Consider the following 15,842-nt stretch of genomic DNA (forward strand, 5'->3'; position numbering starts at 1 on the left):
TCGTAAACTAAGATAGGAAATGGGGGAAATCAATGGAGAGTAAAGAAAAAACACCTTTAACAACATCGCTTATTTTATTATTATCAATCACTTGCGGCGTCGTTGTTGCCAATATGTATTATATCCAGCCGATTGGAACAAAAGTAGCAGCTAGTTTATCTGTTAGCACAAGTGCAGTCGGGATATTGACAATGTTGACCCAGTTGGGCTATGCACTAGGGCTACTGTTTTTAGTTCCTTTAGGAGACGTGGTGGATCGTCCAAAATTAATTATACGAATGGCAGCGTTATCTGCTATCTCGCTGTTGGCCGCTTTTTTTGCGCCTTCGTTTGCGTTATTTGCATGCGCTTCTTTTTTAATAGGATTACTTTCGATCGTGCCGCAAATTATCATTCCTTACGGTGCGGTACTAGCAGGACCAAAAGCAAGAGGAAAAGTCATGGGAACATTGCTTAGCGGTTTACTCGTGGGGATTTTGCTTTCTCGGACTGTATCTGGTATTGTTGCCAGTCTTTTTTCTTGGCGGATGATCTATTTATTTGCTTTATGTGCCGTCGGGATTCTTACACTTCTGCTTTACTGGAAGATGCCGCGTTCTGTCCAGCAAAGTAGTACATCTGTTTCATACCTTGATTCACTCAAAAGTTTGCCGCATTTAGTTGCCTCTCAACGTTTATTAAGAGAAGCGGCAGTCAGCGGATTTTTTATGTTTGGCACATTTTCAATCTTTTGGTCTACGTTGATTTTTTATATCAGCAGTCCCGCTTACAATTGGGGGACTTTTGAAGCAGGGATATTAGCGATTTTTGGGTTGTCTGGAGCAGTCGCTGCGCCTATCGTGGGACGACTGCAGATTCTTATTCTGAAAGAAAAATTGTATATATGGGACTTGTTATGCAAACAATAAGTTTTATTGCTTTATTGGTTGGCGGAAGCCATTTGGCCATTTTGCTTTTAGCTATTATTTTATTAGACGTCGGGAATCAATTTGGTCAAGTCGCCAACCAAACACGAGTACAAGGACTAGGTGAAGCAGCAAGCAACCGAAATAATACTGTATTTATGTTTATGTACTTTATTGGAGGTGCGGCTGGTTCATTGCTAGGGACGACCATGTGGCAACAGTATGGTTGGTTAGGTGTAACGGTTAGCGGACTCGTTTTTCAGGGATGTGCGTTTTTCTTTCAATTCGTTGTTTTTCGAGAGAAAAAAGAAAACTGAACAACAAAAAAACTGATGATCATGCTATCATCAGTTTTTTTGTCTTTTTGTCTCATTACTTTGGTTCAATCTCAATGACTCGTTGAACAAGATCTTGATAAAATTCTTGTTCATGAGAGACGATGATCACCGTTCCTGGAAATTTCCGAATGCCATCTTGTAAGCTTTCTTTTGTTTCTTGATCAATATGGTTCGTCGGTTCATCGAGAATCAGTAAATTACCTTGGTTCATTGTCAACTGTGCAAGTTTCACCTTGGTTTGTTCTCCACCACTTAGTGTAGTGAGAGGTTCGCTTGCTAATTGATTGACTAGTCCAGCTTTAGCTAATTGGCGACGTAATTCTTTGATAGTCGCTTTTGGAAATTGACTGCTTAAGTATTGCAGTGGTGTTTCTAATGGATTTTCCCAGTATAGATCTTGTGAAAAGTAATTGATTTTTGTGTTATCTGGGAAGTGGAAATCGCCACTTATTTTTTCGATCTCACCAATCAATGTTTTTAACAAAGTAGATTTCCCAATCCCGTTGAAGCCTCGAATGGCAATATTTTCACCAAACCGGATGGTCAAATTAATGGGCGCAAGTAGCGGTCGATCATAGCCGATGACTAAATCAGTTGTTTCCACTGCCAACGTCGTGACAATAGGCGAGAATGGAAAATCAAAGACAGCTTTACTTGCTGAAGCGGGAGGCGTCAACCGTTCGATTTTATCTAATTGTTTTTGTCGGCTTTTTGCCATCGTTGATCGGGAACCGGCTTTGTATTTCCGAATATAAGCTTCAGTCTTTTCGATTTGTTTTTGTTGAGCATGATATTGGCGCAAATAGCTTTCACGATTTTGTTCCTTTTGTTTCAATGCTTGTTTTAGATGGCCAGTATACTTAGTAATCTTTCCAAACTCGATGTCTGCGATATGGGTGGTGATCTGATCAAGAAATTCTTGGTCATGGGAAATCACGATATACGCACCGTCAAAATCCTGAAGAAACTGCGTCAGCCATTGGATATGCTGATCATCTAAGTGATTGGTTGGTTCATCTAAGATTAGAACATCTGGGTTTTCTAAAAGTAGTTTTGCTAAAATCACCTTTGAACGTTGTCCACCACTTAGATTTTTCAACAGTGAATCTAAACCTAAGACATCGATCCCCAACCCGCTGCTCATCTCAGCAACTAAGGTGTCGATTTGATAAAACACTCCTTGGTCTAATTCCGTTTGGAGTTTCCCAGCTTTTTCTAGCAAGGAATCATCGAAGGTCTCGCTATATGTTTGGTAAAGAAAAGCAATTTTTTCTTCTTTTTCGTATTCTTTTGCGTACGCAGTTTTTAGAAATTCTTCGATCGATAATGTTTTATCGACTTCTACATATTGATCAAGGTAACCTTTATGAATATTTTTTTGCCAATGGATCTGTCCATCATCTGGCAGGATCTCACCAGTGATGATTTTAATCAATGTACTTTTGCCGGCTCCGTTTTGTCCGATCAGCCCAAGATGCTCGCCAGCGTTTAATTGCAGATCGACCCCTTCGTAGAGGATTTTATCGCCGAACTGCTGGGTGATGTTGTTTAATGTCAGTATACTCATAATAACTCCTTTTTCATAAAAAAACTGCAGACATAAAGTGTCCACAGTGAATCAATTGCTTGGTTTTCATGCAACATGGATTGTTTGATTGAACCATCTTATGAAACCTAACACGGATGCCCTTTTGTTGTCAAGAAAATGAAAAAAATAGAATTTGGTCTATACTGATTATTGTAAAAAGAAAAAAAGAATGCTATAATTGGGCTATACCAAAACACAAAGGAGCAATCACTATGGAAATCATTCGTGTAAAAAACGCTGAAGAAGGCGGAAAAAAAGCATTTGAAATCATCAAAGAAGGTATGAACAAAGGTGCAAAAGTATTAGGATTGGCAACAGGAAGCACACCAGTTACTTTATATAAAGAAATGACTTCAAGCGATTTGGATTTCAGTGAAATGACTTCTGTAAACTTAGATGAGTACGTTGGACTAGGTGGTTCAGATGAACAAAGCTACCGCCATTTCATGGATGTCCAATTATTTGATAAAAAACCATTCAAGGAAACATTTGTACCAGATGGGAAAGCAGAAGATCTGGAAGCAGCATGCAAAAAGTATGATCAAATCATCGATGCTCATCCAATCGATATCCAAATTTTAGGAATCGGGCAAAATGGACATATCGGGTTCAATGAACCTGGTGCTTCATTTGACGGAACAACTTCAGTAGTTGATTTGACAGAATCAACGATCAATGCAAACAAACGATTCTTTGATAAAGCAGAAGATGTACCAACAAAAGCTGTTTCAATGGGAATTGGCTCAATCATGAAAAGTAAAGAAATCGTCTTGATGGCGTTTGGCGAAAGCAAAGCTGATGCAATCAAAGGGATGATTGAAGGACCTGTAACGAATCATTTACCAGCAAGTGTATTGCAAAACCACGACAATGTCGTTGTGATCATCGATGAAGAAGCAGCAAGTAAATTGTAATTTACCAAAGAGGCTGGGACAGAAGCGTTTAACTCCAAGAAATAAGAAGGAATTCACGAAAATTGCTTTTCAAATTTCTGTGAATTTCAGCTTATTTCCGAAGGAGTTGCTTCTGCTTCCGCCGTTTACACATGTTTAGAGTGTGTGACAAAAGTTTTTCTTTACTTTTATCCCACGCTCTTTTTCGTAAGAGGTAAAAATTGCACTTTTTTTGTCTGCTCCTTTCAGACATGATATATTGGACTGGAGGGTGTTTAGATGAATGATATGGTATTGACAATTCCAGAGATTATTTTACGTTTAGGGATCGCTATGCTATTTGGCGGAGCAATTGGCTTTGAGCGACAATATAAAAATCGTCCAGCAGGGATGCGTACGCATATTTTAGTTTGTATGGGAGCATGTATCATTGCATTGATCCAAGTCGAGATCGCTAGTGGAGCATTAAGAGATGCTTTAGCGTATCCACAGCTTGCTGGAACGATCCGTTCAGATGAAGCAAGGCTGATTGCTCAAGTAGTGAGTGGCGTCGGTTTCTTAGGTGCAGGAACGATCATCGTCACGAAACAATCAGTGACGGGACTTACGACTGCCGCTTCTTTATGGGCTATTGCCGGATTAGGGATCGCCATCGGCATGGGTTACTATTCCATTGCGATCATCAGTTTTATCGGGATTGCTATTGCACTCACAGTAGTGAAACGCGTGATCCATGTACCTACGACTAAAAAGTTAGAAATCCAATTTATCCATAGAAAAGAAACCAAAGATTTTCTTACCGATTATTTTGAAGAGAAAAATATCGTGATCGAAGATGTGAATTTTGATGTGAAATTCGTTGATGACTATCGTGTATATAAAAATATATATACGATCGATCTTCCTAAAGGACTCACTTATGCCGATGTAATCGAGGAATTGTCCGTGCACAAAAATATCACAAAGCTACATTTAGTCAGTATTGCGCAATAAACGATCTGCCCAAAACGATTTTTATTTTGGGCGGATCGTGTTTTTGTTGAAGTACTCTTCTGATCAGTAAAATACCTTTCCTTTTTTATTTTGTTTTTTTTAAGCAAATGAAAATCTCAGCGCGTAATTCTTTGTTAAATGATAGAATAGAAGTATCAAAGGAACTTGGAGGAGAGGTATGCAATCACGTTTTAAACAATCAAAATTATTTTTCTGGACAGTGGAGCTAGTACTCACGATCGTCGGTGTGTATTTCATTTTACAAATGCCGAATATTTTTAGTCCAATATTGAAAATGCTTTCGGCTATTTTTTTGCCGTTGCTTGTTGCTGGTTTTATCTATTATATGTTCGATCCAATCGTTGTTTTTCTCGAAAAACATCGGATTCCGAGAGTGTTGGGTTTTTTATTGACATTTTTGGTCGTAATCATTTTAGTTGTTTTGGCTGTCATGAATGTAGTACCTCAGTTAGTGGAGCAGACGATTCAATTGACTCAGAGCCTGCCAATCTATGCAGATGAAACAAGCAAATGGCTAAATGAATTGGCGCAGCGAGAAGAGTTTAAAAATTTCAATTTGGAAGAACAATTAGCATCAGCGAATTTATCTCTCAGTAATTTGTTCAATATCATATTGGTCAGCTTATCTGCAAGTGTCACTAAAATCATTTCATTCATGATGCAATTTTTTATTTTGTTATTTACGGTTCCATTTATTTTGCTGTTTATGTTCAAGGATGGACACAAATTTATTGATGCGTTGTCTCATTTCTTTCCGAAAGCGATTCGTAAAGAGTTGCGACAAACAGTGAAAGAATTAAATGAAACATTATCTGCCTATATCAGCAGTACGATCTTAGATGCTTTGATTATTGGTGTGATGAGCTTTTTGGCAATGAGAATATTCAATCAGCCTTATAGCTTATTGCTTGCGGTCATTTGCGGCATCACGAATATTATCCCATATGTCGGTCCTTTTATTGGAGCAGTACCAGCAATCATTGTCGGTTTGTTTATCTCTCCATTTCAAGCTTTGTACATGGCGTTGTCGATTTTAGTGATTCAGCAATTAGATGGAAATTTGATCAAGCCGTTGTTGTTTGGAAAATCAATGAATATCCATCCACTGACGATCATCTTGGTATTGATTGGAGCAGGAAGTGTCGCAGGAATATTAGGCATGCTGATTTGTATACCTGTCTATGCAGTGATTAAGACAATAATATTAAATATTCGGAAAATCTATTTATTGAGAAAAATGGAACATGTTTCTGAAAAGTTAGATAGTCCAAAATTGCTGGAAGAAACAAGTGAATAAGCCTATTTAAAAAGGGATCTTAGCGTTCATTTTATTTAGATGTACGTTGAGATTCTTATTTATATGATCCAGTTGATGCTTTTTTATAATCTAATCGATCCGTCCTGTTTAGGGTGGACGAATGAGCAAATCATGGGGTAAATATTGTTTACTGGAAATGGCTCAAAGGTATATTAGATTTCTTTCATTTTAGATAGAGTAAGTAAAACGAAGAAACCACAAGAAATGCTTCCAAGAGAAAACAATACTAAGTGTGTTAACATATTAAGTTTTGACTATCCTGTTTTCTCACTCATTTCATTTTCATCTCACTCAGAAGTCTCTCCTGAAACCGATTTTCTACCATGATATCCTAAAGAAAAAGAATTCGGAGGGTTGTCATGAATCAGTTAAAACAAAATCTATTTTTGACGCGGCGCGATTTTGAAGAAGCACTAGAGGAGATAATTCTGCCTTTAAAACAGGAACTATTCAATAGTGAAAAACCAGGAGTACATCTAGGGAGTAGCGGCGCGGTTTATGACGAGAAGAGAGCAGAAATGGAGGCATTTATTCGTCCATTATGGGGATTGGCACCTTATTGGATGAACCATGAGACGAAAGATGAGTTGAAAGACGTCTATCGAAAGAAAATCTTGAAAGGGATGAATCCAAAAGATTCTTTTTATTGGGGAGATATTAACGATTATGACCAATATATCGTAGAAATGGCAGCGTTATCTTTGAATCTGTTATTGAATCGAAACTATTTCTTTGATGAACTGTCAGGCACTTCCAAACAACAGTTGATTCATTGGCTAAAACAAGCCTTAGATAAAAAAATACCTAAAAATAATTGGACATTTTTCAAAATTTTGATCCGAATCGCTTTAAAACATTGTGGTGAATCATTAGATAAAGAAAAAATGGAAGCAGAATTACGCTTTATTGATACGATGTATGTAGGAAAAGGCTGGTATATCGACGGTAAATCTTCGCAAAAAGATTACTATGTTCCTTTTGCTTTTCATTATTATGGATTGATTTTTGCCAAGTTAATGAAAGACGACTTTCCTGAATGGTCAGAAAAATTCATCTATCGTGCAAAAGAGTTTACGAAGGACTATATTTATTATTTCGACTCCGATGGAGAAGCGTTACCTTATGGACGAAGTCTCATCTATCGATTTGCACAAGGTGCTTTTTTTTCTGCATTGATTTTTGCAGAAGTGGAAGCAATCCCTTGGGGTCAGATAAAGACGCTTCTTTCCAACCATATGAAGCAGTGGATGACACACGATATCTTTACTTATGACGGACGGCTATCCATTGGGTATCATTATGAGAACCTTGTGATGGCAGAAGGTTATAACGCACCGGGGTCTCCCTATTGGGCATTAAAAGTATTTTTATTACTAGCAACTAAAAAAGAACATCCGTATTGGGAAGCCAAACCTGAACCAGTCAATACCAAAGAGAAAAGATTGATTGATAATGGAAATATGCTTTTGTGTCAGGCAAAAGAAGGAAAACATGTACTTGGTTATCCACATGGTTTGATGATCGATGGCCAAGCGCATGCCCCAGCGAAATATAGTAAGTTTGTCTACTCTACTAAATTCGGCTTTAGTGTGCCAAAAGCGGGAATCACATATGAAGAAGGGGCATTTGATAATACATTAGCTCTTTCAAGAGACGGTGAATATTTCAGGACAAAGAAAAAGGTACGAAGTAGTGAAGCAACAGAGACTTTTGTTATGTATGAATGGCAACCATTCCAAGAAGTGCTGATCCAAACAGAAATTTACCCATTTGGCGAATGGCATGTTCGATTCCATGAAATATATACGACGATTCCTTTAGAGATAAGAGAAGGCGGATTTAGTCTTTTGGTAAAAGAACCAGAAATAACTTTGTCGAAAGACTGTGCAAAAATAAAAGAAACGCATGTGTCTCAAATCATTGCAATCGAGGGGTATGAAGAAGCAGGTATTCAGGTACTAGAACCAAATACTTCTGTATTCTTTCCAAGAACCAATCTTCCCTATTTGAAAAAGAAAATCGAACCTGGCACCCATCGCTTTATTTGTTTAGTTGGCGGAATAATAAATGGAGGAGAAAAAAATGATCCAAATTGATCTAAAAAATAAAAATAATCAAGTAGTTATTGGCAAAATCGATCACGAGAAAAAAGAAACCGCATTTTCTGCAAATGGAGAAGAAATAGCAGTTTTAGCAATCAAAAATCACACATATGAAGTAGGAGACAAACTGGTCATAACGAAAGAGAAAAATGATCACTATTTTGTTGTGCAATTAGATGAAACATTGGCACCGACACTTCTTTATATTCCAGAGAAGAAATGGGAATATGTGATTCCGCTAGAAGAAACGAAAGCTTCAGTAGAGACGGGATTTCGTTCAAAAAGACATCACATATATGTTCGTAAAGCCTATGATTTTGAAGTGGAAAGCTATCGGAATGTATCTACAAACCCTCATGATCAAAAATTGTTCAGTGGAGCATATCCACATGCATATGCTAATGTAGAGACGAGAAATGATGTGACTTTTTTTGCTAAAAATGCGATTGACGGAAAGTTTGGTAACCGCTCACATGGATCCTATCCATTTACTTCTTGGGGAATCAATCAGCAAAAAGATGCAACTTTGACGATCGACTTTGGACGCTCAATCCAAACCGATCGAGTAAATCTTTTGTTTCGAGGAGATTATCCACATGATAGCTATTGGACAGAAGTTTCTATTTGTTTTTCTGATGGAGAAACAATAAAAGTAGCAACAACAGATACGCTTGAATTTCAATCGTTTTACTTTCCTGAAAAAATGACGAGTTCAGTTACTTTGAAAAATTTGAAAAAAGCAGAAGATACGTCACCATTCCCAGCATTAACACAAATTGAGATTTTCGGACGAGAAGTAATCACTTGTACTTGATTAAGAGAAATAATAATAGAAAAGCTATTCACTATATAAGGGAATCCGCTTTGAAAATCGAACAATGATTTTCGTAGGACTCCCTTTTTGTATAAGCTAATTTACAGGATGATTATTTTGGATCGTTCATGACAAATCTTTTTTTATTGGTTGATCTGAAAAAATCAATGTATCAATTGATATACCTTCTGTTTCAAAAATAACCACTTCATTTCTGCCTTTTTTGAGTACATCTTTTGGACAATATAGTGATAAAACAGGCCCATGATTCCAGTACCTCCCGAGATTGAATCCATTGACGATGACGATCCCCTTACCATATAAAGAACAATCGATATAAGCATCTGCTTCTTCAGCAAGATCAAACTCAAATTGATAAAAAGAAGGCTGTGACGGGTCTTTGCCAGCGGAATAGTCGATTTTATCTAGTTGAGCTTGTTCGAAAGTCAATGGGTAATGGCGGTATCCAAGATGGAAATGGATATCTTGCATGACACCATTGCGAATCCCTTTTGATTGGGAGGGACTATTCAATTTTGCACCGTAATTAACTCTTCCTAAATTCTCAACTAGAACATCTAATGCGATAGTGGGCTGATTTTTTTGTCCTTCAATCATCATTTCATCACCCAGTGTTTCTTGTGTTTGCGTTTGGTCGTATTTGCCGTCAATATATATTTGTGCACGATCGTTTGTTTCGATTAAACGTAATTTATTTTTATGTCCGTAATTTTTTAAGGTAAGTGAATATAATAAATAGCCGTAGCCATTGCTTGCTTGTTCCATTGTCAAAGGGTAATCTGTTTTGATTTCTTCACAGATCTGTTCTTTTATATGAAATAGAGAAACGCTTCTATTTACCGGATAAGTCCCTAGATTTTTTAACGTTTTTGTTCGGGGCTCTGCTTGCCAAACAGATGGACAAACTTCTTTGATGACCCTTTGAACTGCATAATATTTCTCAGTAGGTTGTCCAGCTTCGTTTAATAGTGCATCGTAATCATAGCTTGTGATTTGCGGAAGATCTGTATTGCCTCGAGCAGAACATCCATTATAAAAACCAAAATTTGTTCCCCCGTGGAACATATATAGATTCAAGGAACCAATTTCTAACATCTCTTTTACTTCAGTTGCTAATTCTTCGGGATCACGCGTAATGATAGGTTCTCCCCATCGATTAAACCATCCATCCCAATACTCCATACACATGATCGGCCAATTTTTTTGATGATTCTGCATAAATTCTTTTAAGACCTGCGCATTTTCTTTTGAGTGGCTTCCAAAATTACCAGTCACAAAAATGTCTTCATCAATTAATGTACCAGCATCTAACACCTCTAGCCAAGCACCATCGGAGGTAAATAAAGGAACATCAATCGAATGTGCAAGCATCAATTCTTTTGTTTGGCGTAAATAAGATTTTTCCATTCCGTAAGAACCGTATTCATTTTCGAGCTGCATCATGATGACTGGACCACCTTGTGTGATCTGAAGAGGTGCAAGTTTTGGTAGAAGTACTTGATAATAATTTTTCAATTTTTCCATAAATCGAGGATCGGTAGAACGTACTCTTATATTAGGTTCTTTCAATAACCAAGCAGGTAATCCACCAAATTCCCATTCAGCGCAAATGTAGGCGCAAGGACGTAAAATTACCATCAAGTCTAATTCTTGTGCAATTTTTACAAATCGAACGACATTTTTGAATCCGGAAAAATCAAAGGAACCTTCTTGTGGTTCGTGAAGATTCCACGGAATATAAGTTTCAACCGTATTTGCTCCTAGTGCTTTTAAATTATATAAACTGTGCTCCCATTGAGAAGGGGGTATTCTGAAATAATGGATTGCCCCACTAATGATTTTTGTAGGAATACCGTCGACTAAAAATTCGTCTTTTATTTTAAATGTTTGCATGTCTATTCATTCTCCTTACCAGTAAGTGTTCCATTCAGGTTTTGCTAAACGCATAAGCGCTTCTAAATAAAAGTAGTCGCCCCATAGATTTGGCTCATCGACTCCTTTTCCTTCCGCATGAGCATAAACGCCATGTAAAAGAATTCCTTCATTTTCTGGATCATTTTTAGCAGTATAGTGTGTTCCTAATTGATAAATCATTCCTTTTGCTATTTCTTTTGCTTCAGGATACGCTTCCATTTTTTCTGCTTCTAATAATCCACATGCAGCAATCGCTAGAGAAGAACTGTCTTTATCTGATGGAAAATCATCATTGAAATCAAAATCCCAGTAAGGTACAAGATCTTGAGGTAAATGTTCTAAGAAAACATCGACGATCGCTTTGTAGTTCAACGGAAAAGGAGCAGAATGCAAGTATCGCTCGTTTAGTGGAATCCCTAAAATCGCCCAACTTTGCCCTCTAGCCCAGATCGACTCATCACTATGACCTTGATGTGTTGCACCATGTGTTGGAACTCCTGTGTTTGAGTCAAAATAATAGGTATGGAAAGTCGTGGCATCTTCACGAATCACGGTATGCAACAATGTCTGGTAATGCTTGAAAGCCACTTCTTTATAATGTGGGTCATTAGAAAGCGTACATGCTTGGAACAACAAAGGAAGATTGATCAAAGAATCAATAATCAAGCGGTATTCGAGAGGATCACCGTATGCTCCCCAAGCTTGGATAAAATTCCCTTTGTTCTGAAATCTTGCCACTAAAATATTCGCAGCTTGTAAAAGCGATTCTTTACACAACTGACTATCCACGACTTTATACCCGGCTCCAGCAGATAAACTATAAAGAAAACCGATATCATGATGATCAAGGATGAAGTGTTGGTCTAAGCGTTTTTGAAAGCTATGGATATTTTCCATTGCACGTACTAGAAATTTCTCTTCTTTTGTCCATTCATAAGATAACCAAAGCATTCCCGTCCAAAAACCATTTGTCCAATCATCATTTTTTTTGATTCGATATTTTCCGTTTGTTGCACAAGCTGAAGGGAAATCTAACCCGAAACGAACCATATTTTTTTTGATACGCATCATGCACCATTCAAATTGTTCATCCAACCAATTTTTATCTACAAATGTTCCCAATTCAATCAACATTTCCTTTTTTTGTTGAAGATTCATAGCTACCTCCTCTTAAAATGTTAACATATTAACTTAAAAATAGTATAACGTATTTAGAAAAAAAAAGCGAGTATTCAAGAGGATTTAAAAAAGTTTCTTAGAAGAGAGCAAACAAAAAAGTGAAAGCTATTCCGCTTCCACTTCAATTTTTGTTTTAAAGTATTTCCAATGTTTATAACTGATGATATATTCTGCTACACTTTGATCTGCTAAGTAAGAGTGTTTGATTTGTTGTACAACAGGTTCTCGGAAACTTAGATTCAATAGATTAAGTAGTTCTGCATGCTCTGGGAAAACAATTTCATTTGTTTCCACAGAAGCAAGGGAAAAAAGATCAATCCCAAAATCTTTACGAACTTTTTCGTATATACTTGAATAGACAGAAATATCTTTTGCTATTGGTTCTTTCACTAATTTTTTTGGTAAGTGAGTGATGTGGACCAAAAAGGGTGTGTCTTCAAAGAAACGAACACGTTTAATTTTATAGTAAGAAGCATTTGCTGGTAAGCCTAATTCCTTTAAAATATCCATTTCATTTTCTTCCTCAATCGAGAGTACTTTAACTTTTTCTTTATCTAAAGAATGTAGTTCGATATCAGAGAATTTCACACTTTGAGAAACTTTTGATTTTGAAACGAATGTTCCTTTTCCTTGGATACGATAGAGATAGCCTGCAGCAGTTAGTTCATTGAGAGCCTTGACTGCAGTAATTGAACTAACAGAATATTTCCGTTTAATATCTGCTTCTGAGTAAAATTTATCACCAGGAATAAAGTGGTGGTTTTTGATTTCTTCAAGTAAGTCTTGCTTGATTTGCTCGTATTTAGGAATCATACTAGAAGTCTTCCTTTCTTTCATCATCATTATCTAATAGGATAACATGTTAACATATCCAAATCAATTAAAACCCATAAAGTCTGCTATTGCAGAAGTAAATAAAATTATGACGGTAGATGAATTTAGTGGAACTTTATAAAAATAATAGAAGTAAATTGGGATAAAACATCACATTTTAGAAAGCGGATACAAAAATGTCTGATGCAATGGACAAATTTCAGTGAAACAGATGGGGTAAAAATGGTTATGATAAAGATACAAAGGGGGAAGGATCATGACTAGTCAAATGAATCGAGAAAATAAATTAGTGCTACTATTGTCAAAACAAAATCATTACATGACTTCAGAAGAATTAGCTGATTTATTAGATACCTCGACTAAAACGGTCTACCGCTTAGTAAAAAAAATAAATACAGAATTTCAAAATGGTCACTTGATTTTATCAGAAAAGGGGAAAGGGTATAAATTAGACTACGAAAAATTTATTGAACGAAACAAAGAAACAAATAATCTATCAATTAGTCTATCGCCAAATGAACGTCAGAATCGTGTAATGGAGGAACTTTTACTGTCTTCACCAAGAGCAATCAGGATATCTGAGCTTTTTAATGCCTACGAGGTGGGTGATTCGGCAATTTCCAATGATGAGAAAAGTATCGCCCAAAAGTTGAGGAAGTTTGATCTTCAATTGATTCGAAAAAATCGGACATTAGCCATCAAAGGTTTAGAAGAAGATATACGTAGAGGGCTTGCAGAAGTTATTTGGCGCATGAATATCCTTGATATAGATGAAATAAATGCTTCGAAAACGTTCAATTTCAATCGTTACGATGTCTTGTTCGTTTCAGATCAATTAAAGCTAATCGAAAAAATATTAGAAGGTGGACTTCCTTATCCTTACAATGTCAATATTTTTTCACATCTGTATATCTTGATCAGTCGCTCAAGGAAAAGGAGTGCTCCCGCCAGAGAAGAGGAACTAACCACGGAACAAATTGAATTCTTTGAAAAAGATAACCAAATTAAAAAAACAGCCGAAATCGTTATACAAAATGTTGAAAAATATCTGGCAACTTCGTTATCTGTGAATGAATCTTACTATCTCTATCAGTATCTAGTTTCCTCAAGAATGGAAAAAACAACAAAAGAAATAAAAAAATTTCCAGAAGAGGTAGAAAAAATCACTACTTACTATTTAGAAGTAGGCAAACGAATCAATATGAAAGTGACAAATGAAAGTATTTTTATTGATCTAGCCAATCATATCAAACCAATGATCAATCGCTTAAAAAACCGTATCCACGTAAAAAATGGCTTGTTGGACCAAATTCAGCTGACCTATGAAAAAATCTATAACAGTGTGTCTGAAGTATCTAAAGAAGTCAGTCAGCACTTCAAATTACCTCTAATCAATGCAGATGAGATTGGCTTCATAACGTTGTATTTCGCACGGATGTTAGAAACACAACAATTACCGATTCAGACATTGATTATGTGTACGACAGGTATTGGAACTTCTGAATTGTTGAAAGCAAAAATCATCAAAAAATTTCCAGACTTAAATATAGTAGATGTCATTGCGACAAAAAACTATCGTACGGCTTTAGAAAAAAATCCGAACATCGAATTGATTTTGACAACAGTTGGAATCCGCTCACGATTAGGAGTCCATACATTACTTGTTAGTGCGATGCTAACAGCAGATGATCAATCACGAATCCAGAAAAAGATTGGGGAAATCTATAATGAAAGATGAGTTCATCGAAAGAATCGAAGTATCCGTTACTTCTCAACGAGAGGCATATCATTGGTTAGCAAGTTCACTTTACCCTGGAGAAGAAGAGAAAATAAGCATATTGATGGAAGCTTTTCTTATGCGTGAACAAAATGGAAATATTCAAATCGAAGAGGGGATCATTCTTCCTCATATTGAACATGAGTTGATCACTGAATCAAAAATCACCATTTTGTATCCCCAAAAAACCATTATTCAATGGAACGAAGCAATCGAACAAGTCGATTTGATTCTTTTTGTATTGCTTTCGCCAAACGAAACTACGGAAAAAAAGAAGAAAATAGCGAATTTCATGAGATGTTTAGCTGACGAAAGATTTATTCAAACATTAAAGAAAAGAAAATAAGGAGAGACAAAAGATGAAAATCGTAGGAGTAGCCGCATGTACAGTTGGGATTGCCTATACGTATATTGCACAAGAAAAATTAGAAAATGCAGCCAAAAAAGCAGGACACGAGATGCACATCGAAACGCAAGGAACGATTGGAATCGAGAATGAATTAACCCCAGAGCAAATAAAAGAAGCAGATCTCGTGATTCTGGCAATTGATGTGAAAATAAGTGGCAGAGAACGATTTGAAGGAAAACGTATCATTCAAGTACCGACGGAAATCGCCATCAAATCACCCAATAAACTAATCGAAAAAGGCGTTGAAGTCGTAAAACAAGCGTGAAGGAGTGGAAATGCCATGGAAGTAACAAACATCATCGATCCGAATACGATCAAAACAAACTTAGCAGGAACGACAAAAGAAGAAGTACTTGAAGAATTAGCAACTATATTGTTGGAAAATGCGTATATCACCGATATAAAAGAATTTATGAAAGATATATATGCTCGTGAGAAAGAAGGGCAGACAGGTATTGGGAACTACATTGCAATTCCTCATGGAAAAAGTGCATCTGTCAAAAAGATCGGGGTAGCAATTGGAGTGACAGCTCGAGAAATCCCTTGGGAAACATTAGATGGTAAAGGGGTAAAAGGAATTATTTTGTTTGCTGTGGGTAATGATAATGATGGGGCTAAAACTCACTTGAAGTTGTTATCTTTATTTGCAAGGAAATTAGGAAACGATGAAGTTGTTGAACAATTGATTAAAGCAAAAGAGACAAAAGAGGTCATCGCAGCATTTGCATCATAAAAA

At 36.6% G+C, this 15,842-nt stretch carries 13 protein-coding genes and 1 pseudogene; 10 read left to right on the top strand and 4 right to left on the bottom strand.

Annotated features, from left to right (window positions below; translation table 11 throughout):
• The first annotated feature begins 32 nt into the window (after positions 1 to 32).
• A pseudogene (locus AB3I27_RS11955) lies at positions 33 to 1,222 on the top strand (MFS transporter).
• Between the two features lie 55 nt (positions 1,223 to 1,277).
• On the opposite strand, the gene AB3I27_RS11960 reads toward AB3I27_RS11955, so the two are convergent.
• Positions 1,278 to 2,810 carry an ABC-F family ATP-binding cassette domain-containing protein gene (locus tag AB3I27_RS11960; RefSeq protein ID WP_104760265.1) on the bottom strand — a complete coding sequence of 511 codons (1,533 nt, stop codon included), beginning with the start codon at positions 2,808 to 2,810 and terminating at the stop codon, positions 1,278 to 1,280.
• Positions 2,811 to 3,043: 233 nt separating this feature from the next.
• Between AB3I27_RS11960 and nagB the strand changes: the two genes are divergently transcribed.
• The 5 genes from nagB (at position 3,044) to AB3I27_RS11985 (ending at position 8,972) form a co-directional block, all read left to right on the top strand.
• Entirely contained in the window at positions 3,044 to 3,745 is a 702-nt protein-coding gene (gene nagB, locus AB3I27_RS11965; protein WP_002287787.1) for a glucosamine-6-phosphate deaminase, read from the top strand.
• Between the two features lie 258 nt (positions 3,746 to 4,003).
• Entirely contained in the window at positions 4,004 to 4,717 is a 714-nt protein-coding gene (locus tag AB3I27_RS11970) for an MgtC/SapB family protein (protein WP_002290559.1), read from the top strand.
• 178 nt (positions 4,718 to 4,895) lie between these two features.
• Entirely contained in the window at positions 4,896 to 6,035 is a 1,140-nt protein-coding gene (locus AB3I27_RS11975) for an AI-2E family transporter (protein WP_002310004.1), read from the top strand.
• Positions 6,036 to 6,415: 380 nt separating this feature from the next.
• Positions 6,416 to 8,152, top strand: a complete 1,737-nt coding sequence (locus AB3I27_RS11980; protein ID WP_325908092.1) for a DUF2264 domain-containing protein — start codon at positions 6,416 to 6,418, stop codon at positions 8,150 to 8,152.
• Entirely contained in the window at positions 8,139 to 8,972 is an 834-nt protein-coding gene (locus AB3I27_RS11985; protein WP_002290562.1) for a hypothetical protein, read from the top strand. Before AB3I27_RS11980 ends, AB3I27_RS11985 begins: the two co-directional genes overlap by 14 nt.
• Before the next feature lie 126 nt (positions 8,973 to 9,098).
• On the opposite strand, the gene AB3I27_RS11990 is transcribed toward AB3I27_RS11985, so the two are convergent.
• From AB3I27_RS11990 to AB3I27_RS12000, 3 genes are all read right to left on the bottom strand, one after another.
• Positions 9,099 to 10,886, bottom strand: a complete 1,788-nt coding sequence (locus AB3I27_RS11990) for a beta-galactosidase family protein (RefSeq protein ID WP_002314131.1) — start codon at positions 10,884 to 10,886, stop codon at positions 9,099 to 9,101.
• 15 nt (positions 10,887 to 10,901) lie between these two features.
• Entirely contained in the window at positions 10,902 to 12,065 is a 1,164-nt protein-coding gene (locus tag AB3I27_RS11995; RefSeq protein ID WP_002310009.1) for a glycoside hydrolase family 88 protein, read from the bottom strand.
• Positions 12,066 to 12,191: 126 nt separating this feature from the next.
• Positions 12,192 to 12,899: a GntR family transcriptional regulator gene (locus AB3I27_RS12000; RefSeq protein WP_002290565.1), complete on the bottom strand. Its 708-nt coding sequence runs from the start codon at positions 12,897 to 12,899 to the stop codon at positions 12,192 to 12,194.
• A 277-nt stretch (positions 12,900 to 13,176) separates the two neighbouring features.
• Here AB3I27_RS12000 and AB3I27_RS12005 point away from each other — a divergent pair, with 277 nt between their 5' ends.
• Genes AB3I27_RS12005 through AB3I27_RS12020 form a run of 4 tightly spaced genes read left to right on the top strand, consistent with a single transcriptional unit; the run spans position 13,177 to position 15,839 of the window.
• Positions 13,177 to 14,658, top strand: a complete 1,482-nt coding sequence (locus AB3I27_RS12005; RefSeq protein WP_222896926.1) for a PRD domain-containing protein — start codon at positions 13,177 to 13,179, stop codon at positions 14,656 to 14,658.
• Entirely contained in the window at positions 14,648 to 15,043 is a 396-nt protein-coding gene (locus tag AB3I27_RS12010) for a PTS sugar transporter subunit IIA (protein WP_368023008.1), read from the top strand. Before AB3I27_RS12005 ends, AB3I27_RS12010 begins: the two co-directional genes overlap by 11 nt.
• A gap of 13 nt (positions 15,044 to 15,056) precedes the next feature.
• Positions 15,057 to 15,371 (top strand): PTS fructose transporter subunit IIB, encoded by a 315-nt coding sequence (locus AB3I27_RS12015; RefSeq protein WP_368023009.1) that lies wholly within the window; start codon positions 15,057 to 15,059, stop codon positions 15,369 to 15,371.
• 15 nt (positions 15,372 to 15,386) lie between these two features.
• The gene (locus AB3I27_RS12020; protein ID WP_002310015.1) at positions 15,387 to 15,839 is read left to right on the top strand and encodes a fructose PTS transporter subunit IIA; all 453 of its coding nucleotides are present in this window, start codon (positions 15,387 to 15,389) and stop codon (positions 15,837 to 15,839) included.
• Positions 15,840 to 15,842: the final 3 nt, after the last annotated feature.

The organism is Enterococcus sp. C46 (assembly GCF_040887565.1).
In the GTDB taxonomy this organism is placed as follows: domain Bacteria; phylum Bacillota; class Bacilli; order Lactobacillales; family Enterococcaceae; genus Enterococcus_B; species Enterococcus_B lactis.

Excerpts from the sequence above, each read along its gene's own strand:
- AB3I27_RS11980 (WP_325908092.1), top strand. The coding sequence starts at position 6,416 with ATGAATCAGTTAAAACAAAATCTATTTTTGACGCGGCGCGATTTTGAA.
- AB3I27_RS12015 (WP_368023009.1), top strand. The coding sequence starts at position 15,057 with ATGAAAATCGTAGGAGTAGCCGCATGTACAGTTGGGATTGCCTATACG.
- AB3I27_RS12010 (WP_368023008.1), top strand. The coding sequence starts at position 14,648 with ATGAAAGATGAGTTCATCGAAAGAATCGAAGTATCCGTTACTTCTCAA.
- AB3I27_RS11985 (WP_002290562.1), top strand. The coding sequence starts at position 8,139 with ATGATCCAAATTGATCTAAAAAATAAAAATAATCAAGTAGTTATTGGC.
- AB3I27_RS12020 (WP_002310015.1), top strand. The coding sequence starts at position 15,387 with ATGGAAGTAACAAACATCATCGATCCGAATACGATCAAAACAAACTTA.
- AB3I27_RS11970 (WP_002290559.1), top strand. The coding sequence starts at position 4,004 with ATGAATGATATGGTATTGACAATTCCAGAGATTATTTTACGTTTAGGG.
- AB3I27_RS11960 (WP_104760265.1), bottom strand. The coding sequence starts at position 2,810 with ATGAGTATACTGACATTAAACAACATCACCCAGCAGTTCGGCGATAAA.
- AB3I27_RS12005 (WP_222896926.1), top strand. The coding sequence starts at position 13,177 with ATGACTAGTCAAATGAATCGAGAAAATAAATTAGTGCTACTATTGTCA.
- AB3I27_RS11990 (WP_002314131.1), bottom strand. The coding sequence starts at position 10,886 with ATGCAAACATTTAAAATAAAAGACGAATTTTTAGTCGACGGTATTCCT.
- AB3I27_RS12000 (WP_002290565.1), bottom strand. The coding sequence starts at position 12,899 with ATGATTCCTAAATACGAGCAAATCAAGCAAGACTTACTTGAAGAAATC.
- AB3I27_RS11995 (WP_002310009.1), bottom strand. The coding sequence starts at position 12,065 with ATGAATCTTCAACAAAAAAAGGAAATGTTGATTGAATTGGGAACATTT.
- AB3I27_RS11975 (WP_002310004.1), top strand. The coding sequence starts at position 4,896 with ATGCAATCACGTTTTAAACAATCAAAATTATTTTTCTGGACAGTGGAG.
- nagB (WP_002287787.1), top strand. The coding sequence starts at position 3,044 with ATGGAAATCATTCGTGTAAAAAACGCTGAAGAAGGCGGAAAAAAAGCA.